This window comes from Tabrizicola sp. YIM 78059 (assembly GCF_004959785.1).
Taxonomy (GTDB): Bacteria; Pseudomonadota; Alphaproteobacteria; order Rhodobacterales; family Rhodobacteraceae; genus Tabrizicola; species Tabrizicola caldifontis.
In genome coordinates, this window is the sequence record NZ_SJZH01000001.1 from 92,371 (window position 1) to 114,248 (window position 21,878).

General features: G+C 65.4%; 17 protein-coding genes. 9 read left to right on the plus strand and 8 right to left on the minus strand.

All coding sequences use genetic code 11. The annotated features are described in order from the left end of the window. Window positions 1-2 precede the first annotated feature (2 nt). Entirely contained in the window at window positions 3-518 is a 516-nt protein-coding gene (locus tag EZM81_RS00430; RefSeq protein ID WP_240783915.1) for a transglycosylase SLT domain-containing protein, read from the minus strand. A gap of 192 nt (window positions 519-710) precedes the next feature. On the opposite strand from EZM81_RS00430, the gene EZM81_RS00435 reads away from it, so the two are divergent. The 3 genes from EZM81_RS00435 to EZM81_RS00445 all read left to right on the plus strand — a co-directional run bounded on the left by EZM81_RS00435 (window position 711) and on the right by EZM81_RS00445 (window position 4,012). Then, window positions 711-1,919, plus strand: a complete 1,209-nt coding sequence (locus EZM81_RS00435; protein WP_211195370.1) for a hypothetical protein — start codon at window positions 711-713, stop codon at window positions 1,917-1,919. Between the two features lie 83 nt (window positions 1,920-2,002). Beyond that, on the plus strand, window positions 2,003-3,514 hold the full coding sequence (gene gatB / locus EZM81_RS00440; protein ID WP_136644386.1) for an Asp-tRNA(Asn)/Glu-tRNA(Gln) amidotransferase subunit GatB: 1,512 nt from the start codon (window positions 2,003-2,005) through the stop codon (window positions 3,512-3,514). Between the two features lie 111 nt (window positions 3,515-3,625). Continuing rightward, complete coding sequence (locus tag EZM81_RS00445) at window positions 3,626-4,012, plus strand: DUF4177 domain-containing protein (protein WP_136644387.1); 387 nt, start codon at window positions 3,626-3,628, stop codon at window positions 4,010-4,012. On the opposite strand, the gene EZM81_RS00450 is transcribed toward EZM81_RS00445, so the two are convergent. From EZM81_RS00450 to EZM81_RS00460, 3 genes are all read right to left on the minus strand, one after another. Continuing rightward, window positions 4,013-5,113, minus strand: coding sequence for a pyridoxal phosphate-dependent aminotransferase (locus tag EZM81_RS00450; RefSeq protein WP_136644388.1), 1,101 nt, complete (start codon window positions 5,111-5,113; stop codon window positions 4,013-4,015). Between the two features lie 40 nt (window positions 5,114-5,153). Beyond that, entirely contained in the window at window positions 5,154-5,483 is a 330-nt protein-coding gene (locus EZM81_RS00455) for a DUF1992 domain-containing protein (RefSeq protein WP_136644389.1), read from the minus strand. Between the two features lie 127 nt (window positions 5,484-5,610). Further along, on the minus strand, window positions 5,611-8,727 hold the full coding sequence (locus EZM81_RS00460; protein ID WP_136644390.1) for a valine--tRNA ligase: 3,117 nt from the start codon (window positions 8,725-8,727) through the stop codon (window positions 5,611-5,613). A gap of 234 nt (window positions 8,728-8,961) precedes the next feature. Between EZM81_RS00460 and EZM81_RS18400 the strand changes: the two genes are divergently transcribed. Next, window positions 8,962-9,633 (plus strand): TetR/AcrR family transcriptional regulator, encoded by a 672-nt coding sequence (locus EZM81_RS18400; RefSeq protein WP_211195371.1) that lies wholly within the window; start codon window positions 8,962-8,964, stop codon window positions 9,631-9,633. Window positions 9,634-9,991: 358 nt separating this feature from the next. Here the strand turns inward: EZM81_RS18400 and EZM81_RS00470 are convergent, their stop codons facing one another. Beyond that, window positions 9,992-10,423, minus strand: coding sequence for an Lrp/AsnC family transcriptional regulator (locus EZM81_RS00470; protein WP_136644391.1), 432 nt, complete (start codon window positions 10,421-10,423; stop codon window positions 9,992-9,994). A 215-nt stretch (window positions 10,424-10,638) separates the two neighbouring features. Here EZM81_RS00470 and EZM81_RS00475 point away from each other — a divergent pair, with 215 nt between their 5' ends. The 4 genes from EZM81_RS00475 (at window position 10,639) to aguB (ending at window position 16,152) form a co-directional block, all read left to right on the plus strand. Next, window positions 10,639-11,784, plus strand: coding sequence for a type III PLP-dependent enzyme (locus EZM81_RS00475; protein ID WP_136644392.1), 1,146 nt, complete (start codon window positions 10,639-10,641; stop codon window positions 11,782-11,784). Window positions 11,785-11,867: 83 nt separating this feature from the next. Continuing rightward, complete coding sequence (locus EZM81_RS00480; protein ID WP_136644393.1) at window positions 11,868-14,153, plus strand: xanthine dehydrogenase family protein molybdopterin-binding subunit; 2,286 nt, start codon at window positions 11,868-11,870, stop codon at window positions 14,151-14,153. Further along, window positions 14,125-15,243, plus strand: coding sequence for a DUF2235 domain-containing protein (locus EZM81_RS00485; RefSeq protein WP_136644394.1), 1,119 nt, complete (start codon window positions 14,125-14,127; stop codon window positions 15,241-15,243). The genes EZM81_RS00480 and EZM81_RS00485 overlap by 29 nt, the downstream gene beginning before the upstream one ends. 36 nt (window positions 15,244-15,279) lie before the next feature. Next, window positions 15,280-16,152: an N-carbamoylputrescine amidase gene (aguB, locus tag EZM81_RS00490; protein ID WP_136644395.1), complete on the plus strand. Its 873-nt coding sequence runs from the start codon at window positions 15,280-15,282 to the stop codon at window positions 16,150-16,152. A 54-nt stretch (window positions 16,153-16,206) separates the two neighbouring features. Here the strand turns inward: aguB and EZM81_RS00495 are convergent, their stop codons facing one another. Next, window positions 16,207-17,496 carry a citrate synthase gene (locus tag EZM81_RS00495; RefSeq protein WP_135447305.1) on the minus strand — a complete coding sequence of 430 codons (1,290 nt, stop codon included), beginning with the start codon at window positions 17,494-17,496 and terminating at the stop codon, window positions 16,207-16,209. A 96-nt stretch (window positions 17,497-17,592) separates the two neighbouring features. Beyond that, window positions 17,593-18,993, minus strand: coding sequence for a glutamate--tRNA ligase (gene gltX / locus EZM81_RS00500; RefSeq protein ID WP_136644396.1), 1,401 nt, complete (start codon window positions 18,991-18,993; stop codon window positions 17,593-17,595). Window positions 18,994-19,070: 77 nt separating this feature from the next. Here gltX and EZM81_RS00505 point away from each other — a divergent pair, with 77 nt between their 5' ends. After that, window positions 19,071-21,146, plus strand: a complete 2,076-nt coding sequence (locus EZM81_RS00505; RefSeq protein WP_371685702.1) for a ComEC/Rec2 family competence protein — start codon at window positions 19,071-19,073, stop codon at window positions 21,144-21,146. Here the strand turns inward: EZM81_RS00505 and lexA are convergent. Beyond that, window positions 21,140-21,826 carry a transcriptional repressor LexA gene (lexA, locus tag EZM81_RS00510; RefSeq protein WP_136644398.1) on the minus strand — a complete coding sequence of 229 codons (687 nt, stop codon included), beginning with the start codon at window positions 21,824-21,826 and terminating at the stop codon, window positions 21,140-21,142. The two genes, EZM81_RS00505 and lexA, sit on opposite strands and share 7 nt — an antisense overlap. Window positions 21,827-21,878 lie beyond the last annotated feature (52 nt).

A 21,878-nucleotide genomic window follows, 5' to 3' on the forward strand; every position in this document is an offset into this window, starting at 1 on the left:
GCTCAGCCTGCCTTGCAGTAGGGCTGTTCGCGTGTCCAGGCCGCCATCTGGGCGCGCTTCTCGCCGCTGCGCAGCGGCGCCCAGTCGCGCCCGATGCCGTGCGAGCCGTTGCCGGCGACCACGCCATCCTTTGCGACCTGGGTCGACATGATCTCGACCGCGCATTCCAGATTGGCTTCGCCGTCCTTCAGTTCACCCGGCGAGGTTGCCTCACAGCCGTAATTCGCGGCCGACCGGGGCGAGATCTGCATCAGCCCGATCCAGCGCCCGCCACCGCCGGAAGCTTTCGGGTTCCAGGTGCTTTCATAGCGCGCCACCGCTGAAATCAGCCCGGCCCAGAAGGCACGGCGTTCTTCGACCGGGGCTTCGGCATAACCGGGGCACCAGGTTTCGATGTCGGCCGGAACGCGCTCGGACAGGACTGGATCCTTGGTCGAAAGCGCAATCAGGGTTGATTCGGTCCATTCCTCGGCCTGGGGATGGTGGTCCCATTGCATCGGGGGGGCGACGAAGGACATTTCGTCCCTGGGTTGACTGCCCACGCAACCTGCCAATGCAACCGATCCCAAGAACAGGCACCCAAGCCGCGCAAGACCCGCGCAACCCTTTGCCATGTCATCCGAAATCCACTGCGATTTCATCATTCCGCCCTGATCTGGGACAAACCTGCGACAAATGCGACCGCACCGGGTCGCCCCGGAAACGAGTCGATGCTGATTACACCGTCACTTCTGCACGTGAAAACTCGGTCCGGCCGGCATCAGCAGGATCCTGCCAACCTGCTGCGGCCACGCGGCAAGGCTGCCGGGTTCGCGCCGGACGGAATGACCGCGGTCGAGATTCTGGCCCGACTTGATGTCGAGGTGATGGGACAAGGCCCGGAAGCGACCGAATGGCAATGTGTCCGCAACGACCACGCTGCGATGGCGGACGCAGGGGAATGGCATGATCTTCTAGACGCGCTGCGCTTTGCCGATCAGGACCGCACCATGGCCTCGGGCGGGCAGCGTGTTGCGCCGCTGATCAGCGAAGGCGTCAGGTCAACCCTGACCGCGGCGCTGGCGCGGAACGATTTTGCCCGTGCCGGTGACGAACTGGCCCGCTTCCAGGCGGTATTCGAACTTTCGCCGGGCGACCATGCCGCAGCTCATCTGCTGGCGCAGGCCCTTATCGACATTGGCGCCGCCAAGCGCGATGCCGCCGGTCGCGGGCAGATGTCGCAGGATCTCTGGGCCGAAAGCGCCGCTCACTATGCCGCGGCCGAGGAGATCCTGGATGCCTTCGACCCGATCGAGCAGATGTCGCCCCTGCTGGCAGCGACCCGCTATCAGCTCATTGGCGGGATTGAGGCGGGCGTCGAACTTTGCCGCGACTGGTTCGAGGACTGGTGCGACCTTGACCCAGAGGACGCCCGCGCCCATGCCACGCATGCGATCCACATGCTGCCGGGCTGGCATGGCTCGCTGACCATGTTCGAGAAGGAGGCACGCCGCGCAGCCCACATCACCCACGGCGTCACCGGCAAGGCGGCCTATGCGATCTTCCATCTTTCGGCGCTGGACAGGCTGGGCGATCTTCTGCCGTCGCTGGATCTTGAATTCTTCATCGAAGCCCTCGCGGACTATCAGGCCGCGACCGGGTGCCAGCACCGCGCGAATGTCGCCGCCAACATCCTGACCGAACTGGTGCGCGACTACCGGTTGGCCGGGCCCGCGGCCAACTATCAGCTGACCAAGGCCCGCACGGCGCTGTCCGACATCTTCTGGAACCGGCTTCACGAGGTGCATCTGAATCGCTGGGAACACCGGGCCGATAGCCTGGCCTTTGCCCTGTGGGAGGTGTTCGGGCCGGCGCTGAAACGCGGGGCACGCATCGCGCGGCGCGGCCAAGGCCTTTACACCCGCCTGCCCCGCAGCTGACGGCTTTCCCTTCCCGAACGCCCTTGCCCAGAAGCCGCGCGCGGCCTAAGACCGGCGCGCGACGATAGCCGTGAGGATGCGCCATGCTTGACCTGACCTATACCGCGCCTGCGCCCAAAGTGATCGCCGGGGCCAAGGCCGACTGGGAACTGGTGATCGGGATGGAGATCCACGCCCAGGTGTCCTCGAACGCCAAGCTGTTTTCCGGCGCCTCCACCGCCTTCGGGGCGGAACCCAATTCCAACGTCTCCTTCGTCGATGCGGCGATGCCGGGCATGCTGCCCGTCATCAACGAATTCTGCGTCGAACAGGCGGTGCGCACCGGGCTGGGGCTGAAGGCGAAGATCAACCTGGTCTCGGCCTTCGACCGCAAGAACTATTTCTACCCCGATCTGCCGCAGGGCTACCAGATCAGCCAGCTCTACCACCCGATCGTGGGCGAGGGCGAGGTGATCGTCGAGATGGGCCCCGGCATCGCCCGCCGCGTGCGGATCGAGCGCATCCACCTGGAACAGGACGCGGGCAAGTCGATTCACGACATGGACCCGAACCTTTCGTTCGTCGATTTCAACCGGACCGGCGTCGCGCTGATGGAGATCGTCAGCCGCCCCGACATCCGCGGCCCCGAGGAGGCGGCGGCCTATGTGACCAAGCTGCGCCAGATCCTGCGATATCTCGGCACCTGTGACGGCAACATGCAGAACGGCAACCTGCGGGCGGACGTGAACGTCTCGGTCTGCCAGCCGGGGGCCTACGAGAGATATCAGGAAACCGGCGACCACCGTCATCTCGGCACCCGCTGCGAGATCAAGAACATGAACTCGATGCGCTTCATCCAGCAGGCCATCGAGTACGAGGCGCGTCGCCAGATCGCCATTCTTGAGGACGGCGGCGCGGTGGTGCAGGAGACCCGGCTCTATGACCCCGACAAGGGCGAGACCCGGTCGATGCGGTCGAAGGAAGAGGCGCATGACTACCGCTATTTCCCCGACCCCGACCTGCTGCCGCTGGAACTGGATCAGGTCTGGGTCGATGACATCGCCGCGCGGATGCCGGAACTGCCGGACGCCAAGAAGGCGCGGTTCATGGCGGATTACGGCCTGACCGACTATGACGCGAACGTGCTGACGGCCGAACTCGACGCGGCGAACTATTTCGACGCGGTGGCTCGTGGCCGCGACGGCAAGATGGCAGCGAACTGGGTCATCAACGAGCTGTTCGGCCGGCTGAAGAAGGAAGGCCACGAGATCGCGGAAAGCCCGGTCTCGGCCGCGCAGCTGGGCGGGATCATCGACCTGATCGCCGCCGGCACGATCAGCGGCAAGATTGCCAAGGATCTGTTCGAGATAGTCTATACCGAAGGCGGCGACCCGGCCGAGATCGTCGAGGCGCGCGGGATGAAGCAGGTCACCGACACCGCTGCCATCGAGAAGGCGGTAGACGAAATCATCGCTGCCAACCCTGACCAGGTGGCCAAGGCGAAGGTGAACCCCAAGCTTGCCGGTTGGTTCGTGGGCCAGGTGATCAAGGCTAGTGGCGGCAAGGCGAACCCGGCCACGGTCAATGCGCTGGTGTCGGCAAAGCTGGGGCTCTGACCGGCGGGCTGTTGCCCACAGGGCGCGGTCAGGCGGGAAAGATGGCCGTCGCGGTTTGCGGGACGGGGAGCAATCCCGTATCACTTCCGCGACAGAGGCGGGAGAAAGCCGATGCAACGTTACGAGTACAAGGTCATACCGGCGCCGAAACGGGGCGAAAAGGCGCGCGGGCTGAAAAGCACCGAAGAACGCTTTGCCCATGCGCTGACCCGGCTGATGAACGAGATGGGGGCAGAGGGGTGGGACTATGTGCGCGCCGACGCGCTGCCCTGCGAAGAGCGGGTAGGTCTGACCGGGACAAAGACCACCTTCCAGAATGTGCTGGTCTTCCGGCGCGTGTCGGCCGGTCTGGCAACCGAGCCGGGCCCGCTTGCGCCGCTGCGCCTGACCGCAGAGCAGCCGCCTATCGCGCCGCCCCGTCTGGGCCCGGCCGAGGCGCCGCTGCCTGGCGCTGCTCCGGCCGTCGGTCCTGCGAAATCCGGCCTGGCTGCCGAGTGATCAGCCCGCGGCCTTCAGGGCCAGGGGCAGGGTTTCGGCAAGCATATCCAGCGCCGGTTCGTCGCCCAGGCTGATGCGGATGCAGCGGTCAAGCGGGGCCACGCCCGGCATTCGGATGAAGACGCCAAGCGCCCCAAGCTCGGCCAGCACCCGACGGGCAAAGTCGCCGTCGCGGCCGCAGTCGATGGTGACGAAATTGGTGGCCGAGGGCAGGGGCACAAGCCCGTTGTCGCAGGCAATGGCCGACAGGCGGGCGCGGGCGGCCAATGTCCTTTCCTGAACGCTGCGCAGCCAATCCTGGTCGGCCAGCGCGGCAAGCGCGCCGGCCTGGCTGATCCGGCTTATCCCGAAATGGTCGCGCACCTTGTCGAAGGCCAAAGCCAGGTCGGGACTGGTGATCGCATAGCCGACCCGCGCGCCCGCCAAGCCATAACCTTTTGAAAACGTGCGCAGCCGGATCACCTGCGGATGATCTGCCGGGATGGCGGGCACGCTGCCGGGCGGGGCGAGGTCGGCATAGGCCTCGTCCAGGATCAGAAGGCTGTGTCCGGGCAGGTTCGCCACCATGTCCTCGATCACGGCGGCGGGGTGGTGGCTGCCCATCGGATTGTCCGGGTTGGCCAGATAGATCAGCCGCGCCGCAGTGGACCGGGCGGCAGTCAGCAGGGCATCTGGATCTTCATGATCGCCCCGGTAGGGCACGCGCGTCAGCACCCCGCCGTAGCCAGCGACATGGAAGTTGAAGGTGGGATAGGCGCCAAGGCTGGTCACGACCGCAGTGCCCGGGGCCAGCGTAAGACGGCAGATCAGGCCCAGCAGGCCGTCGATGCCGGGGCCGACGGCAACGTGCGCGGGCGAAATGCCGTGATGCGCGGCAATAGCCTGTTTCAGATCGTGGTTTTCAGGATCGCCATACATCCAGGCGTCGCGCGCCGCTGCCTGCATTGCCGCGACGGCCCGGGGCGAAGGGCCGAAGAGGCTCTCGTTCGCCCCAAGCCGCGCGCGGAAGGAGATGCCGCTTCGCCGCTCCAGCGCCTCGGGACCGGTGAAGGGGACGGTAGAGGGCAGGGCGGCGGCATGGGGGGTGAGAAAGCGGTTCATGGCGCAGAGGCTGACACGGCTCGGGTGCCGCGCGCAAGCCTCAGCGCAGGAACTTCCGTCGCGACTCTTCCGCGATTGCTTGCAACATCTCCAGCCGGGCAAGCTCTGCCATTGAAGCCTTGCGCGCTGTTTCGTCGGTCAGTCCTGCCAGCAGTGCGCGCTGGGCGGCGACGTGCTTCTTCAGCACGATCTCCTCGGGCAGGACGCCGGCCTGTGCCATGATGCGGAAGCCCGCCGCGTCGCCAGGCGAGACGTAGACATCGCCCGGCCGGTCGGGCAGCGGCTTGCCTTCGCCTTCGAGGTTCCGAAGCTGGCCCTGCAAGCGGGCCTTCTGGATCTGGCGTTCGGCCAGGCGAGAGAGCCAGGACATGACTGCACGTCTTTCTACCTGAAGATGCGTCCGGCTGATGCTGCAGACAAGGGGGCTTTGCGCCCCCATTGCCCCGGAGCAAGTCCGGGGCTCACCCCCCCGCAGGATAATTTTCCACAGATTAAGATCAGGACAGGTCAGTGAGCCTTTTCAGCGCTTCAGTGATCTTCCGGGCTTCGTCTTGCCGGGCCTCGAGGTTCGCCTGTGCCTCCATCACCACGTCCTCGGGGGCGGACTTGACGAAGTTCGGGTTGTCGAGCCTGCCCTTCAGCCCGGCGATTTCCTTTGTCAGCTTGTCCAGCGCCTTCTGCAGGCGGGATTTTTCTTCGGTGATGTCGATAAGGCCTTCCAGCGGAATGGCGAAGGCCGCGCCTTCCGCCGTCACGGCGATCGACCCCTTCGGCGCTGCGCCCTCTGTGATGCTGTCCAAACGGGCGAGGCGCTTGATCAGCGCCTCGTTCCGCTGGAAGGCGGCCCGCGCCTCGTCGGTCAGCGAAGTGGCCACGAGATCGGCCTTCAGTCCCACCGGCACATGCACCTGCGCCCGGGCCGAGCGGATGTCGTCGATCAGCGTGGTGACGAAGGTCATTTCGCGTTCTGCGTCGCGGTCGATCAGGGTTACGGGAAGGTCCGGCCAATCGGTGTGGACAAGGAGTTTCTTCCGTTTGCCGGTGGTGCCCCAGAGCTCTTCGGTGATGAAGGGCATGAAGGGGTGCAGCAGGATCATCGACTGGTCCAGCACCCAGGCCATGGTGGCACGGGTTTCGGCGGCATCAGGACCGTCGAACAGCGGCTTGGCGAATTCGACATACCAGTCGCAGACCTTGCCCCAGACGAACTTGTAAAGCGCGTCCGCCGCCTGGTCGAAGCGGAAGTTTTCCAGCGCCTCGTTCACCTCGGCCAGGGTGCGGGCGGTTTCGCCGATGATCCAGCGGTTGGCGGTGGCCTTCGGCTGCGGCGCGGGGCCGGTCTCGTGGCCTTCCCAGACCCCGTTCATCTCGGCAAAGCGGCAGGCGTTCCAGAGCTTGGTGCCGAAGTTGCGGTAGCCGGCGATGCGCTGGGTATCGAGCTTCAGCACGCCCCCGAGGCTGGCCATCGCCGCATTGGCGAACCGCAGTGCGTCGGCGCCGTATTCGTCGATGATCTCCAAGGGGTCGATGACGTTGCCCAGCGACTTCGACATCTTCTTGCCCTTGGCGTCGCGGACAAGGCCATGCAGATAGACAGTGCGGAACGGGATGTCGTTCACCACCGCAAGCTGCATCATCATCATCCGGGCGACCCAGAAGAACAGGATGTCCTGGCCCGTCACCAGGACCGAGGTGGGGAAGTATTTCTTCAGCTCCGGCGTGTCTTCCGGCCAGCCCAGCGTGCCGATCGGCCAGAGGCCCGAAGAAAACCAGGTGTCCAGCACGTCCGGGTCGCGCCACACGGGATAGATCAGTCGGGTCGGATCCTGCGTCGTCTCGTATTCGGCAAGCGCGGCGGCCAGCATGTCCACCGCGGCGGCGCGGTCGGCGACTTCCACGACGCGGGCGGCATTCAGCGGCACCGGCAGGGCGGCAAGGTCGTCGCGGAAGCGTTCCGCGACCCCGGCGAAGTCGGCGGCGCAATGGAAGCGTGCGTCGCGCGTGACATAGCCGCCATCGCCCAGCAGGCGCAGCATCTCGACCGGGTCAAGCGCGCCGTCGCCTTCGTCGTCGGCAAAATCCGGGGCGGCAAGGTCGAGCCCGTACCAGACCGGGATCTGGTGACCCCACCAGAGCTGGCGCGAAATGCACCACGGCTCGATGTTCTCCAGCCAGTGGTAATAGGTCTTTTCGCCGCTTTGCGGGATGATCTTCGTCCGGCCCGTCCGCACCGCATCCAGCGCGGGCCCGACGATCTGCGCGGTATCGACGAACCACTGGTCGGTCAGCATGGGCTCGATCACCACCTTCGAGCGGTCGCCGAAGGGCTGCATGATCGGTTTGGACTCGACATAGGGCACCCGCTCCAGGTGTTCGGCGCCGGTTTCCTTGTCGATGCTCTTCCTCACCACGGTGACGGCAAGGCCCTCGGCCGTGATCTGTTCGACCACGCGCTTGCGGGCCTCATACCGGTCAAGACCGCGGAGGTCGTCGGGGACAAGGTTGATTGCGTCAACTTCCGCTTCGGTCAGGGTGGTCTCGCCCCTGGCGACGGCCATGGCGATGGCGGCCGCCTCGGCATAGGGCATGCCGTCGTCGCGCATCCGGGCGCGGGTGTCCATCAGTCGGTAGCAGGGGATGCCCGCGCGCCTTGCCACGGCATAGTCGTTGAAATCGTGCGCGCCGGTGATCTTTACGGCGCCTGACCCGAAGGTGGGGTCGGGGTATTCGTCGGCGATGATGGGGATCAGGCGGCGATGTTCCTTCGGACCGACAGGAATTTCACAGAACTTACCGATAATTGGCGCATAGCGTTCATCTGATGGGTGAACCGCAACCGCGCCATCACCAAGCATCGTTTCCGGCCGGGTGGTCGCGATGGAAATGTAATCCCGGACCTCACGGAAGGTCACGTTGCCTTCGGCGTCCTTCTCGACATATTCATAGGTTTCGCCCCCGGCCAGCGGGTACTTGAAGTGCCACATGTGGCCGGGCACCTCGATGTTCTCGACCTCGAGATCGGAAATCGCCGTCTCGAAATGCGGATCCCAGTTCACCAGCCGCTTGCCGCGGTAGATCAGGCCCTTGCGATACATGTCCACGAACACCTTGATGACGGCATCGTGGAAGTTGCCTTCCTCGCCCTCAGGCGCGCCGGGGGCGCCTGACATGGTGAAGGCTTCGCGGTCCCAGTCGCAGGAACAGCCCAGACGCTGCAACTGACCGATGATGGTCCCGCGAGATTTCTTTTTCTGTTCCCAGACCCTTGCAACGAATTTCTCGCGTCCCATCTCGCGGCGGGTTGGTTCGCCGTTCGCGGCCATTTCGCGTTCGGTGACCATCTGGGTTGCGATGCCGGCATGGTCGGTCCCCGGCTGCCAGAGCGTGTCGAACCCGCGCATCCGGTGCCAGCGGGTCAGGATGTCCTGCAGGGTGTTGTTGAACGCATGGCCCATGTGCAACGAGCCGGTCACGTTCGGCGGTGGGATCATGACGGAAAACGCGGGCGCGCCGGGTTTCGCATTGGCCCCCGCGCGGAAGGCGCCGGCATCGAGCCAGAGTTTCGAGATACGGGCTTCGGCCTCGGCGGCGTTGAAGGTCTTTTCCATCGGCATGCGCGTTCCCCCTGATCCGCGCGGGTTCTAGCGTGCCCGGCGCCGAAGGGAAAGACACAAGGGCGGTTGACCGGGGCGGGGCTGCACCCGACCGCTGAGGTCAAGGAGGCATCTGCCGGATGCCCCTTCCGAGGCCGCCCCGTCAGCCACTTGTTGCTGCCAGCCTTCCTGTGACGCGGCGGCAGACGGCTTTTACCAGCACGGAATGACTGCCACCTCTGAACCTGCCCAAGCTTGCCGCGCGGGATATCATCACGGTGCTTTGCGGGCTGCGCTTCTGGCTGCCGGCGGGTCAGCGCTGACCTCGAAAGCTTCTCGCCGTGCTCGGTGGCCAAGCGGGCCGGCGTCAACCGTGCGGTCCCCGCGCACCACTTCGGCGATGTTCGGGGGCTTTTGACGGCGCTGGCGGCGGAAGGATTCCGGCGGTTACAGGCGACCCTTGACGATGCAGATGCAGGCGCCAGCGATCCGCGCGACCGGGCGATCCGCGCGGGCCTTGGCTGCATGCGATTTGCCGTCACGCGCCCGGCGCCTCTGCGCCATCGCAAGGCGTTCGTCGCCATACTGCCGGCCATGGCCGGTTTCCGGGGCGATGGCGGCCTGGTGACGACGACCCGCAAGGGGCTGGTGTTTCTGCGGGCGATCTGGTCAGGGGCGTTCGGGCCGGTGGGCGGACTCACCCGCACGCCCTTCCGGCCGGTCTTCTTTCCGGTGACGTGCGGCGAGGCAGGCATGCGCCTTGCCCGGCCGCGCGGGCTGCCCCTTTCCGCCGCTTTGCCGCGCTTTACGGCCATTCCGGCCAACCGGCGCCACGCTTTTCCATGCGCCCGAGGCGGGGCTAACTATTGTCGCCACGGTCAATCGGGTGGACCGGGCGGGTACGGATTGCGGCTGATGCTGCGGTAATTTGAAGAGGCGTCTGCCCCTGAACGTCATTGCAGGGGGCGGTGCCGGGCGCCACGTTCCCCATGCCTTGGCTGTTACCCTCGCCATGCGCAATGCCTTGATACGAAAGCAGAGCTGGCCGGTCTGGTGCAATTTCGGGTGCGGACCGGTTCCTGTTTCTCGACATGGACATGGTGATGATGCGGCCCGCCCTGATCCTGGCTGAAGCCGAGGACGGAAAGGTTGCGATGTGCCTTGATACCATCAATGGCTGGAGCGAGCGGCACTCGCATTGGCAAGTGCTGTTCGGTGCGTTCGTGCCGGACGAGGTGACAAGCTATCCGCACGAAAATACCGGGCCTCCCCGGTTCCTGGCGGCTCACACCGCACGGTCGATCTTGGTGGACAGGTGGATCAGGCTTTCGGATGCGCGGACCCCGGTCATTGCGCCGATCTGGTCGAGGACCTGATCCAGTACCTGGGTGTTGGGGCAGGCGACCTGCACGAGAAAGTCGAAGCGTCCGCTGGTGGTGAAGACCCGCTCGATCTCGGGGATGGACTTGAGGCGGGTCAGCACGGCGGCCTGGCTGCGCGGCTCGATCGTCAAGAGGACAGAAGCTCGCAGCCGCCCCTCGCGCGCGCCTTCCCCCAGTTTCAGCGTATAGCCTGCAATGACCCCGCTGGTCTCCAGCCGCTCCAGCCGGGCCTGGATGGTCGATCGCGCGACCTTCAGCCGGCGCGAGAGTGTGGCCACCGACATGCGCGCGTCGGCCCCCAGCAGTGCGATGATATTGCGATCGAGTTCGTCCATTCAATCTGCCGTCGTTTTCGTCATTATAACGAAGTTTCGCCGCATTTATACAGTTTTGTTCGGTGAGATTGTAACCCATATGCGGCATCCTCGATTGCAGGAAAAGGGCGGCTCATACGCACCTGGCCTGGTTCACTTGAAACCACGCTGGTGCCCGGTCCCACTGCTGCAATGGGGAAGGGCGAAGCGTCTTGTTGGCAAAGGGAAATACGCCGATGGGACTCTCCAAGACGATCTGGACCAACCCCACTGAGTATCTGCGCACCCAGCAGCCGGAAAACCCGGTGCTGTTCTTCGCGCCGTCGGCCGCGCAGGCCGCGGCGCGCCGCTTCATCGACGGCTTTCCGGGAATGGTGACCTATGCGGTCAAGTCCAACCCCGGCGAGGCGATGATCGAGAATCTGGCCGCCGCCGGCATCCGCGGCTATGACTGCGCCAGCCCCTTCGAGATCGACCTGATCCGGCGCCTGGCCCCGGACGCGGCGATCCATTACAACAACCCGGTGCGCTCGCGCGCCGAGATCGCCCATGCGGTCGAACGTGGCGTCAAGTCCTACAGCGTTGATTCCAAATCAGAACTGGCCAAGCTGATCGAGATGGTCCCGACCGAGGGCACGGAAATCTCGGTCCGCTACAAGTTGCCGGTCGCGGGCGCGGCATACAACTTCGGGGCCAAGTTCGGCGCCACGGTGGAACTGGCGGTGGAGCTGCTGAAAGAAGTGGCGGCGGCGGGGTTCATCCCCTCGCTGACCTTCCACCCCGGCACGCAATGCACCGACCCCCACGCCTGGGAGGCCTACATTCGCGAAGGCGCCAACATTGCGCGGGCGGCAGGCGTGACGATTGCCCGGCTGAATGTCGGCGGCGGCTTTCCCAGCCACAGGCTGAATGCTGTCGTGCCGCAGCTTGAGGAAACCTTCCGGCTGATCGACCGGGTCACGACCGAAGCGTTCGGCGCCGACCGCCCGCTTCTGGTCTGCGAACCTGGCCGGGCGCTGTGTGGCGATGCCTACGCGCTGGCCGCGCGCGTCAAGGCGCTGCGCGACGGGACGCATGTGTTCCTGAACGACGGTGTCTATGGCTCGCTGACCGAACTGCCGATGATCGGCGTGATCGACCGGATCGAGGTGCTGTCGCCTGAAGGCGACAAGCGCAAGGGCGAACCGGTTCCGCGCATCGTCTTCGGTCCGACCTGCGATTCGGTCGATCGGCTGCCCGGTGAGATCCCGCTGCCAGCTGATCTGGCGGAAGGCGACTTCATCATTTGGCAGGGGATGGGTTCCTATTCCACCGTCACCAACACCCGGTTCAACGGGTTCGGTGACGTGCAGATGGCCACTGTCCTGTCGCTGAAAGTCTGACCAACGGAAATTGCACGAAAATCGGGCGCCCGGCTGGACAAATCCGGTCGGGCGTTCAAGCATGTGGGCGGAGGTGCCTGCCCATGGAACAGCTCAAGTTCGGTCTCGCCCAGCCCCTGAAGCGGCGCGAGGATCTGCGGTTTCTGACAGGAAACGGCCGCTATGTCTCTGACATCGTGCCTGCCGGTGCGCTCTGGGCGGTGTTCCTGCGGTCGGACCATGCGCATGGCGAGATCGCCTCGCTGGACGTGTCAGAGGCCAAGGCGATGCCCGGTGTTCATCTGGTCCTGACGGCGGATGATCTGCTGGCCCGTGGCGTGAAGCTGGGCATGAAGGGCGAGCGAATCGACACCCGTGACGGGGGGAAAGGCGCCGGGCCGGAACGCCCGGTTCTGGCGCACAGCCGGGTGCGCTTCGTTGGCGAGGCGCTGGCCGTGGTGGTGGCCGAAACGCCCGATCAGGCGCGTGACGCGCTTGAGGTGATTTCCATTGATATCAATCCCCTGGAACCTGCACTTCAACTGGACTGCAAAGAGCCGGCAATCCACCCCGAGGCACCGGCAAACCGCGCTTTCGACTTTCTGTTCGGCGACCAGCCGGGGACCGACGCGGCATTGGCCGCCTCGGCCCACCGCATCGCGCTGGAGGTGATCCACAACCGCGTCACCGCCGCGCCCATGGAGCCCCGCGCGTGCTTTGCCGAATGGGACGGCGAACGGCTGCATTTCTGCGTCAACGGCCAGGGCGTGTGGGTGCAGCGCAACGAGCTTTCCCGCATGCTGGGCCTGCCGCGCGAACGCATCCGGGTGACGAACCCCGACGTCGGCGGCGGCTTCGGAATGAAGGCGATGACCTATCCCGAATATGTGGCCATTGCCGAGGCCGCCCGGGCCCTGGGTCGCCCGGTTGCCTGGGTCTCGACCCGGACCGAAGGGATGCTGACCGACAATGCCGGGCGCGATCTTGTGGCGCGGGTCGATCTGGGGTTCGATACCGATCATCGGATCACTGGCTACAAGGTCAATCTGGTGACGAACCTTGGCGCCTACAACAGCCAGTATGGCCAGGCGATCCAGACGGAGCTTTTCGCCAAGGTGTTGACCGGGGTGTACAAGGTGCCGAGGGCTGCCCTGCTTGCAACCGGTGTATACACGAACAGCGTGCCGATTGACGCCTACCGCGGTGCGGGTCGGCCCGAGGCGATCCTGACCATCGAACGTGCGCTGGACCACGCCGCCAGGATTATGGGCGTTGATCCGGTCGAGCTGCGGCTGAAGAATGTGATCCGCGACTTTCCCCATACCACGATTGAAGGGGAAATCATCGATGCAGGAGATTTTGCCGGCCTGCTGGAAACGGTGGCTGGGCGCTCTGCGGGCTACGCCGAGCGTCTGGCTTCCAGCCGGGCGAAAGGACTGCTGCGCGGAATGGGCGTGGCCGCCTATATCGAGGCGATCCTTGGCGACCCGGACGAGATCGCGCGCCTGGTGCTGGATGAAGACGGGGGCGCGACGCTTTTCGTCGGCACCCAGTCGAACGGCCAAGGGCATGAAAGCGTCTATTCCCGGATGGTGGCCGAGGCGACCGGCATCCCGCAGGACATGGTGCGTATTGTCGAAGGCGACAGCGACCGCATTGCCAAGGGTGGCGGCACGGGCGGATCGCGCTCGGTCACTGTGCAGGGCACGGCGACGCGGGCGACGGTCATGGGCATGATTTCCGCCTTCGAAAGCTTTCTGGCCGCAGAATGGGGGGTAGAGGCGGTCAACTTCGCCGACCATCGTTTTGGTGCCCCGGGGACCAACCACCGCCTGACCCTGGCCGAGGCGGCGGCGCTGGCGCGGGCGCGGGGGCGGCTGGATCTGGTCGACCGCAGCGAAAAGATCGTGCTGGACGGGCGATCTTTCCCGAACGGAGTGCATCTGGCCGAGGTCGAGATCGACCCCGAAACCGGCGCCCTGCGGCTGGACCGCTATTCGGTGGTCGATGACTTCGGTGTGCTGGTGGCACCGAACCTGGTCGAGGGGCAGGTGCATGGGGGCGTGGCGCAGGGCTTCGGCCAGGCGGTAACCGAATGGCTGGTGCAGGATGAAGGCGGGCAGGTGCTGACCGCCAGCTTCATGGATTACGCCCTGCCGCGCGCCACGGACCTGCCGTTCATCTCTTTCGCCGAACGGGGCGTGCCTACCCGAACCAACCCCCTCGGCATGAAGGGCTGCGGCGAGGCCGGTACGGTCGGGGCCCTTGGCGCGATCTCGAACGCCGTCCGCGATGCGCTGGCGCCGCTGGGCGTGACGCGGGTCGATATGCCCTTCACCCCCTGCAGGATCTGGACCTGGATTGAGGAGGCCCGCCACGCGACTGCTTGAGCGCCTGCGTAGCTTTTTCCGCCGGCCCCCCGAGGTCACGGCAGAACCGGCTCCCGCGCCCGAACCGGGACGGGTGCGGGGACGGGTCGATCATGTCGTGATCCTTGACGGCACCATGTCCAGTCTGGAACCGGGGCACCGCGGCAATTGCGGGATACTTTTCCAGCTGCTGCACGAGATGGGCCATCACGCGAACCGGCGGCTTTATTACGAGCCGGGGATGCAATGGGAAGGATGGCTGCGAAGCCTGGCCATTCTGGAAGGACGCGGAATCGCGCCGCAGATCCGCCGGGCTTATGGCTGGCTGGCCTCGGGCTACCGCGAGGGCGACCGGATCTTCCTGTTCGGCTTTTCGCGTGGTGCCTATGCGGTGCGATCCCTGGGCGGGATGATCGGCCGGGTCGGGCTGTTGCGGCGGGAACATGCGACTGAGCGTGCAGTCACGCTGGCCTGGCGGCATTACGAACGCGGGGGCGAAAGTGGGCCTGCCCGTGCCTTCACGCAGCGATTCTGCCATGATCGCGCCCCGATCGAGATGGTCGGGGTGTGGGACACGGTGAAAGCCCTTGGCCTGCGGCTGCCGTTCTTCTGGATGTTCACGCCTGACCGTCACGCCTTTCACAGTCACCAGCTTGGCCCCTCGATCCGGCACGGCTTTCACGCGCTGGCGCTGGACGAGACACGGATGGCCTTTGCCCCCGTGATGTGGGAATGCCCGCCGGGCTGGGAAGGGAACGTGGAACAGGTGTGGTTCCGCGGGGCGCATGGTGACATCGGCGGTCAGATCGGCGGGTTCCGCCTGGCGCGGCCCTTGGCCAACATTCCCCTTGTCTGGATGCTGGAACGGGCCGAGACGCTGGGCCTGGCCCTGCCGGAAGGCTGGCGCGCGCGCTTCCCCTGCGACCCCGACGCCCCCATGGTCGGCACTTGGCGCAGCTGGGGCAAGGCCTTCCTCTGGCGCCGCCGCCGCGTCGTCGGGCACGACCGGTCGGAACGCTTGCACGCCACGGCCGTCAAGGCCGCGGCAGGGCGCTGGCCGAACGCGCTGTCGGCTGAACAGGGCTTTTCGTCGTCCGGCCCGCGCGTATAACCTTCTGCCCGACCCGCAATCTGCCCGAGGCCAGCCATGAGACATCTCACCGTTGCCGCAACCCAATTCGCATGCACCTGGGATCTGCCCGCCAATGCCGACCGTGCCGAGGCGCTGGTGCGCCAGGCCGCAGGGCAGGGGGCGCAGGTGGTGCTGATCCAGGAACTTTTCGCAGCGCCGTATTTCTGCATCGAGCAGCACGCCCGCTATTTCGACCTCGCGCAACCTGCCGAGGGGCACCCGCTGATCGCGCAGTTCCAGTCCCTCGCGCGTGAACTGGGGGTGGTCATCCCGGTCAGTTTCTTCGAACGCGCGGGGCCTGCCTTCTTCAACTCGGTCGCCATGGTCGATGCCGATGGACGGATGCTTGGGATCTATCGCAAGAGCCACATTCCACAGGGCCCGGGTTATGAAGAGAAATACTACTTCTCGCCTGGTGATACCGGCTTTCGCGCCTGGGACACGGCCTACGGCCGGATCGGTGTCGGCATCTGCTGGGACCAGTGGTTCCCGGAATGCGCGCGCGCCATGGCGCTGCTGGGGGCAGAGGTGCTGCTTTATCCCACCGCCATCGGGTCGGAACCCCAGGCGCCCGGCTATGACAGCCAGCCACACTGGGAAATGGTAATGCGCGGGCATGCCGCGGCAAACATCGTGCCGGTCGTGGCCTCGAACCGGATCGGCACGGAAGTCGCGCCCGAGGGGCGCGAGGTTACCTTCTACGGGTCCAGCTTCATCGCCGATCACACCGGGCAGTTGCTGGCAAAGGCGGACAGGACGACAGAGGCCGTGCTGCTGCACCGCTTCGATCTTGACGCCATCGCCGCATTGCGGGCGAGCTGGGGCCTTTTCCGCGACCGGCGGGTGGATCTTTATGGTCCGGTCGCCACACTCGACGGCCGCGGCTGACCTGCTTTCCGTGCGCGGCGTGTGCCGGGCTCTGCCCAGAGCCCGGCGCTGGTGTCAGCGGTGGCGCAGGTCGACGTAGTCGCGTTTCTGCGGACCGATGTAAAGCTGCCGTGGACGGCCGATCTTCTGGTTCTTGTCGGCGATCATCTCCTTCCACTGGCTGATCCAGCCAACGGTGCGCGAAATCGCGAAGATCGGCGTGAACATCGAAGTCGGGAAGCCCATCGCCTCGAGGATGATGCCCGAATAGAAATCGACGTTCGGATAAAGCTTCTTCGAGACGAAATAATCGTCTTCAAGCGCGATGCGCTCCAGCTCCTTGGCGACCTGAAGGGTTGGGTTGTCCTCGATGCCGAGAAGGCCCAGCACCTCGTCGGCCGATTCCTTCATCACCTTGGCGCGTGGGTCGAAATTCTTGTAGACCCGGTGGCCGAAGCCCATCAGCCGGAAGCCGGAATTCTTGTCCTTTGCCTTGGCGATGTATTCCGGGATACGGTCGACGGTGCCGATTTCCTTCAGCATTTCCAGGCAGGCCTGGTTCGCCCCGCCATGGGCCGGCCCCCAAAGGCAGGCGATGCCGGCGGCGATGCACGCGAAGGGGTTGGCGCCCGAAGAGCCCGCCAGCCGCACCGTGGAGGTCGAGGCGTTCTGTTCGTGGTCCGCATGCAGCATCATGATGCGGTCCATCGCCTTTTCCAGGATCGGCGAGACGACATATTCCTCGGCCGGAACGGCAAAGCACATGTGCAGGAAATTGCCTGCATAGCTGAGCGCGTTCTTCGGATAGACGAAGGGCTGGCCCAACGAATACTTGTAGGCCATGGCGGCGATGGTCGGCAGCTTGGCGATCATGCGGATCGCGGCAACCTCGCGCTGCCAAGGATCATTGATGTCGAGGCTGTCGTGATAGAAGGCCGACATCGCGCCGACCACGCCGACCATTGTCGCCATCGGGTGGCTGTCGCGCCGGAAGCCGCGGAAGAAATAGTGCATCTGTTCATGCACCATCGTGTGCCGCGTCACGCGCTGGGTGAAATCGGCCAACTGGGAAGCGGTCGGCAGTTCGCCGTAAAGCAGCAGATAGCAGACCTCGAGATGGGTCGATTTCTCGGCCAGCTGCTCGATCGGATAGCCGCGATACAGCAGTTCACCCTTGTCGCCGTCGATGTAGGTGATCGCGCTTTCGCAGGAAGCGGTCGAGGTGAACCCGGGGTCGAAGGTGAAGACATCCGCCTCGGTATAGAGCTTGCGGATGTCTACAACTTCGGGGCCGATGGTGGGTTTCAGGACGGGAAGCGCATAGGTCTTTCCATCCAGTTCAAGCTTGGCGACTTTGTCCGACATGGTTCTCCCCGGTCATGGCGGTCGCACCCCGGGTGGGGCGCGGCCATTTGCTATCCTGCACCCCGGTCGGGGCGGCTTCAAGGCCGGGGGCGGGGGTCAGCCCGCCGCATCTTCCAGCCGTCGAACGGTTTCATCGCGACCGATGACCAGCATCATGTCGTAAACCGAAGGTGTAACAGTCCTGCCCGCGAGCGCGGCCCTCAGAGGTGCGGCCAGTTTCCCGAAGCCAATGCCGGCTTCGGCGGCTGCCTCGTTCAGGATCGGCTCCAACGAGTCCTTTGTCCAGCTAGCATTTCGCAGGCGCGGCGTCAACGATTTCAGTATACCACGGGATACCGAATCCAGCGCCTCGGCAGCTTTCGCCTCGGGCACTATGGGCCTGTCAATCAGCAGAAAATGCGCCTTTTCCATCAGTTCCGGGAAAGTCTTCACAGACTTTTTCAGGAAGGGCAGGGCGGCCTTCATCCGCGCTTCCTGCACATCGGTCAAGGGTTCGCGCCCCGCCGCCGCAAGGAAGGCCTTCAGTTCTTGCAGCAGTGCGGCGTCGTCTGCCATGGCCATGTGATGGCCGCAGGTGTTTTCCAGCTTCTTGAAATCCAGCCGCGCCGGGGCCCGCCCGATGCCGGAGAGGTCGAACATCTTCATCGCCTCCTCGCTGGTGAATATCTCGGCATCGCCATGCGCCCAGCCCAGCCGGGTCAGATAGTTACGCATCCCCGCCGCCGGATAGCCCATGGCCTGGTATTCCTCGACCCCCGTGGCCCCGTGGCGCTTCGACAGCTTCTTGCCGTCCGGGCCATGGATCAGCGGGATATGCGCCCAGACCGGCACCTGCCAGCCCATCGCATCATAGACCATCTGCTGGCGCGCCGCGTTGTTCAGGTGGTCGTCGCCGCGGATGACGTGGGTCACGCCCATGTCGTAATCGTCCACCACCACCGCCAGCATGTAGGTGGGGGTTCCGTCACTGCGCAACACGATCATGTCGTCCAGCGTTTCGTTGCGGATCACGACGCGGCCCTGCACCTTGTCGTCGATCACGGTTTCGCCGGTCCTCGGCGCCTTCATGCGGATGACATAGGGCGCGTCTGGGTGGGTTGCGGGGTCTGCGTCGCGCCAGGGCGACAGGAAAACGGGATAACGCCCCTCGGCCTCTTCCGCGGCGCGGAAGGCAGCGATTTCTTCCTGCGTGGAAAAGCACTTGTAGGCCGTTCCTCTTGCAAGCATCTGATGCGCAACCTCTGCATGACGGTCGCGCCGGGTGAACTGGCTGACCACCTCGCCGTCCCAGTCCAGCCCCAGCCATGTCAGGCCCCGCAGGATCGCCGCCGTCGCCTCGGGTGTCGATCGTTCGCGGTCGGTGTCCTCGATCCGCAGCAGGAATTTGCCCCCGCGTCCGCGCGCGTAAAGCCAGTTGAACAGCGCCGTCCGCCCGCCGCCGATATGCAGATACCCGGTAGGTGAGGGTGCGAAGCGGGTAACGACCTGAGTGGACATCTGAAGTTAACCTTTCGGAAACCATGGCGGGCTTAGGCTTGGGGCAGGGTTTAGGCAATCGCGGGGCGGGAAACAAGGTGGCGGCGCGGGCGGTCCATGCGGCGCTGGCGGGGTTGCAGGCAGAACCGGGGGCGCTGTTTCCTTGGATACCGGTGATGATAGGCTGCGGCATCGGCGCCTGGTTCTCGTTGACCGAAGAGCCGGTGGCGGGCAGCTACGCGCTGGCCGCGATGCTGCTGGCCGGGGGGGCTGCACTGGCCTTGGTGCATGATCTTGCACGGCCGGTCGGGGTGGCGGTGGCGGCACTGGCAGCGGGATGGCTTGCCGCAGGCATCCGCGCGCACATCCTTGACGCGCCAATGCTGGAATTCCGCTATCACGGCCCTGTCGAAGGGCGCATCGTGGGCATCGACCGGTCGCAGTCCGATGCGCTGCGCCTGACGCTGGACCGGGTGGTGCTGCGCGATCTGCCGCCCGCCCGGACCCCCGCGCGGGTCCGTGTTTCGCTGCAAGGGGACCAGCCCTGGTTGCAGCCGGCCCCCGGCCAGGTAGTCATCCTGACGGCTAGCCTTGCCGCGCCCGACGGCCCGGTGGAACCCGGCGCCTTCGATTTCCGGCGAATGGCCTATTTCGACCAGCTTGGTGCCGTGGGCTACACGCGCACGCCCGTCCTGCTGCTGGCGGAACCAGAGGGCGGCGCGCTGCCGATCGACCGGCTGCGTCGCAATCTGACGCAGGCCATGCTGGCGCGGATGGACGGGCAGGCCGGCGCCTTTGCCGCCGGCGCGATGACCGGTGACCGGTCCGCCATCACGGAAGAGACGGTCAGGGCGCTGCGCGACTCTTCCCTGGCGCATCTGCTGGCGATCTCGGGGATGAACATGGCCTTCCTCACCGGCTTCGTCTTTGCGCTGATCCGCTACGGGCTGGCCTTGGTGCCGTTCGTGGCGCTGCGGCTGAATTCGAAGAAGGCGGCTGCGTTGGCCAGCCTCGGGGTGGCCTTCTTCTACCTGCTGCTGTCCGGGGCCAATGTCGCGACCGAGCGCGCCTTCATCATGATTTCCGTCTTTCTGGGCGCGATCCTGCTGGACCGTCGCGCGCTGACGCTGCGTTCTGTGGCCGTGGCGGGTGCGATCCTGCTGCTGCTGAAGCCGGAAAGCCTGCTTGAGCCGGGGTTCCAGATGTCCTTCGCAGCGACTGTGGCGCTGATCGCGGGATTTGCCGCGATCGACCGCGGCCTCTATCGCGAAGCGCTGCCGGGCTGGGTGCGGCCCGTCTTTGCGCTGGTCCTGTCCTCGCTGATCGGCGGGTTGGCGACTGCGCCCTACGCAGCAGCCCATTTCAACCGGTTCACCGACTTGGGCCTCTTGGCCAACCTGCTGACCGTGCCGGTCATGGGGGCGGTGGTGATGCCGGCGGGTGCCGTCGCCGCATTGCTCGCGCCCTTCGGACTGTCGGGCGTCGCACTGCATGTGATGGAACTGGGCGCGCGCTGGATTCTGATCGTGGCTCACTGGATCGCAGGGCTGGAGGGATCGGTGACGGCGGTTCCCGCACCCGGGCCCTGGGTGCTACCAGTATTCACGCTGGGGGCGATCTGGCTGATCCTTTGGCGGGGGCCCATCCGCTGGGCAGGGTCGGCAGCGATTCTGGTGGCCTTGGTGCTTTGGGCCATGGCGGATCGGCCGGATCTGCTGATCTCGGCCGACGGCAAGCTGGCGGGGCTGGTCGGGCCCGGTGGGCGGGCCTTGTCGGCAGCGACGGGCGGCGGGTTTGCCGCTGAAAGCTGGCTGGAGAATGATGGCGATCTGGTCAGTCAGGCGCAGGCGGCGGCCCGGCCAGGCTTTACCGGGCCCAAAGGCGAACGCTGGTTCGATCTGGGCGGTGTGAAAGGGGTGATCCTGTCGGGAGGGGCGGCAGAAAGCAGGCTGGCGCCAGCCTGCGCAGGGGCCGGGCTGGTCGTTCTGGCCGCGAAGGCCGCAGATCCGCCCCAAGGGTGCCCGCTGATCGACGCAACGGTTCTTTCGGCGACTGGTGCCTTGGCCGTCTGGGCCGGGAAGGAAGGGCTTCGACTGGTGCCGGCACGCGGCACCCGCAGGCTCTGGTCGCCGCCCCAGCGCGCAATGGCCCTGCCGAACCTGTCGCCTCAGTAGCTGCGGATCAGGCCAACAAGCCGACCCTGCACCTTGACCAGATGCTCGGGGAACACCCGCGTCTCGTAGGCAGGGTTCGCGGCTTCCAGTGCAATCAAGTTGCCACGGCGGCGGAAGCGTTTCAGCGTGGCCTCGTGATCCTCGACCAGAGCCACGACAATATCGCCATTCTCGGCAGTGGACTGTTCGCGGATCACCACGATGTCGCCATCGTTGATCCCGGCCTCGATCATGGAATCGCCTTTGACTTCAAGCGCGTAGTGTTGACCTTTGCCCGACAGCATCGAGCCGGGCACGGCCACATGATGCGAGACCTCGGAAATCGCCTCGATCGGGACGCCAGCGGCGATCCGGCCCATTACGGGAAGTTCAAGCGCGTGAACCGGTGAAACCGCCATTGCGCCTCTGGGCGGATCGGTCCGGTCGCCCCGGATGAGCTTTGGCGAGAAACCTGGCTTTTCCATCGCCTCGGGCAACTTGACGATTTCCAGAGCGCGGGCTCGGTGCGCAAGGCGGCGGATGAAGCCGCGTTCCTCCAGCGCCGTGATGAGGCGATGGATCCCCGACTTCGACCGCAGGTCCAACGCATCCTTCATCTCGTCGAACGAGGGGGGCACGCCGTCCCGGTCCATCCGCATCTTGATGAAGTCGAGGAGTTCCAACTGTTTGCGCGTCAGCACGTGCCCGCCCCCACATCATGAGTTAGCATAATGTTCTGCCCGTGTTCCCTTT

Bases quoted from the DNA above. Each gene is read 5' to 3' on its own strand.
- EZM81_RS00430 (WP_240783915.1), bottom strand. From the start codon at position 518: ATGTCCTTCGTCGCCCCCCCGATGCAATGGGACCACCATCCCCAGGCC.
- EZM81_RS00435 (WP_211195370.1), top strand. From the start codon at position 711: ATGCTGATTACACCGTCACTTCTGCACGTGAAAACTCGGTCCGGCCGG.
- gatB (WP_136644386.1), top strand. From the start codon at position 2,003: ATGCTTGACCTGACCTATACCGCGCCTGCGCCCAAAGTGATCGCCGGG.
- EZM81_RS00445 (WP_136644387.1), top strand. From the start codon at position 3,626: ATGCAACGTTACGAGTACAAGGTCATACCGGCGCCGAAACGGGGCGAA.
- EZM81_RS00450 (WP_136644388.1), bottom strand. From the start codon at position 5,113: ATGAACCGCTTTCTCACCCCCCATGCCGCCGCCCTGCCCTCTACCGTC.
- EZM81_RS00455 (WP_136644389.1), bottom strand. From the start codon at position 5,483: ATGTCCTGGCTCTCTCGCCTGGCCGAACGCCAGATCCAGAAGGCCCGC.
- EZM81_RS00460 (WP_136644390.1), bottom strand. From the start codon at position 8,727: ATGCCGATGGAAAAGACCTTCAACGCCGCCGAGGCCGAAGCCCGTATC.
- EZM81_RS00470 (WP_136644391.1), bottom strand. From the start codon at position 10,423: ATGGACGAACTCGATCGCAATATCATCGCACTGCTGGGGGCCGACGCG.
- EZM81_RS00475 (WP_136644392.1), top strand. From the start codon at position 10,639: ATGGGACTCTCCAAGACGATCTGGACCAACCCCACTGAGTATCTGCGC.
- EZM81_RS00480 (WP_136644393.1), top strand. From the start codon at position 11,868: ATGGAACAGCTCAAGTTCGGTCTCGCCCAGCCCCTGAAGCGGCGCGAG.
- aguB (WP_136644395.1), top strand. From the start codon at position 15,280: ATGAGACATCTCACCGTTGCCGCAACCCAATTCGCATGCACCTGGGAT.
- EZM81_RS00495 (WP_135447305.1), bottom strand. From the start codon at position 17,496: ATGTCGGACAAAGTCGCCAAGCTTGAACTGGATGGAAAGACCTATGCG.
- gltX (WP_136644396.1), bottom strand. From the start codon at position 18,993: ATGTCCACTCAGGTCGTTACCCGCTTCGCACCCTCACCTACCGGGTAT.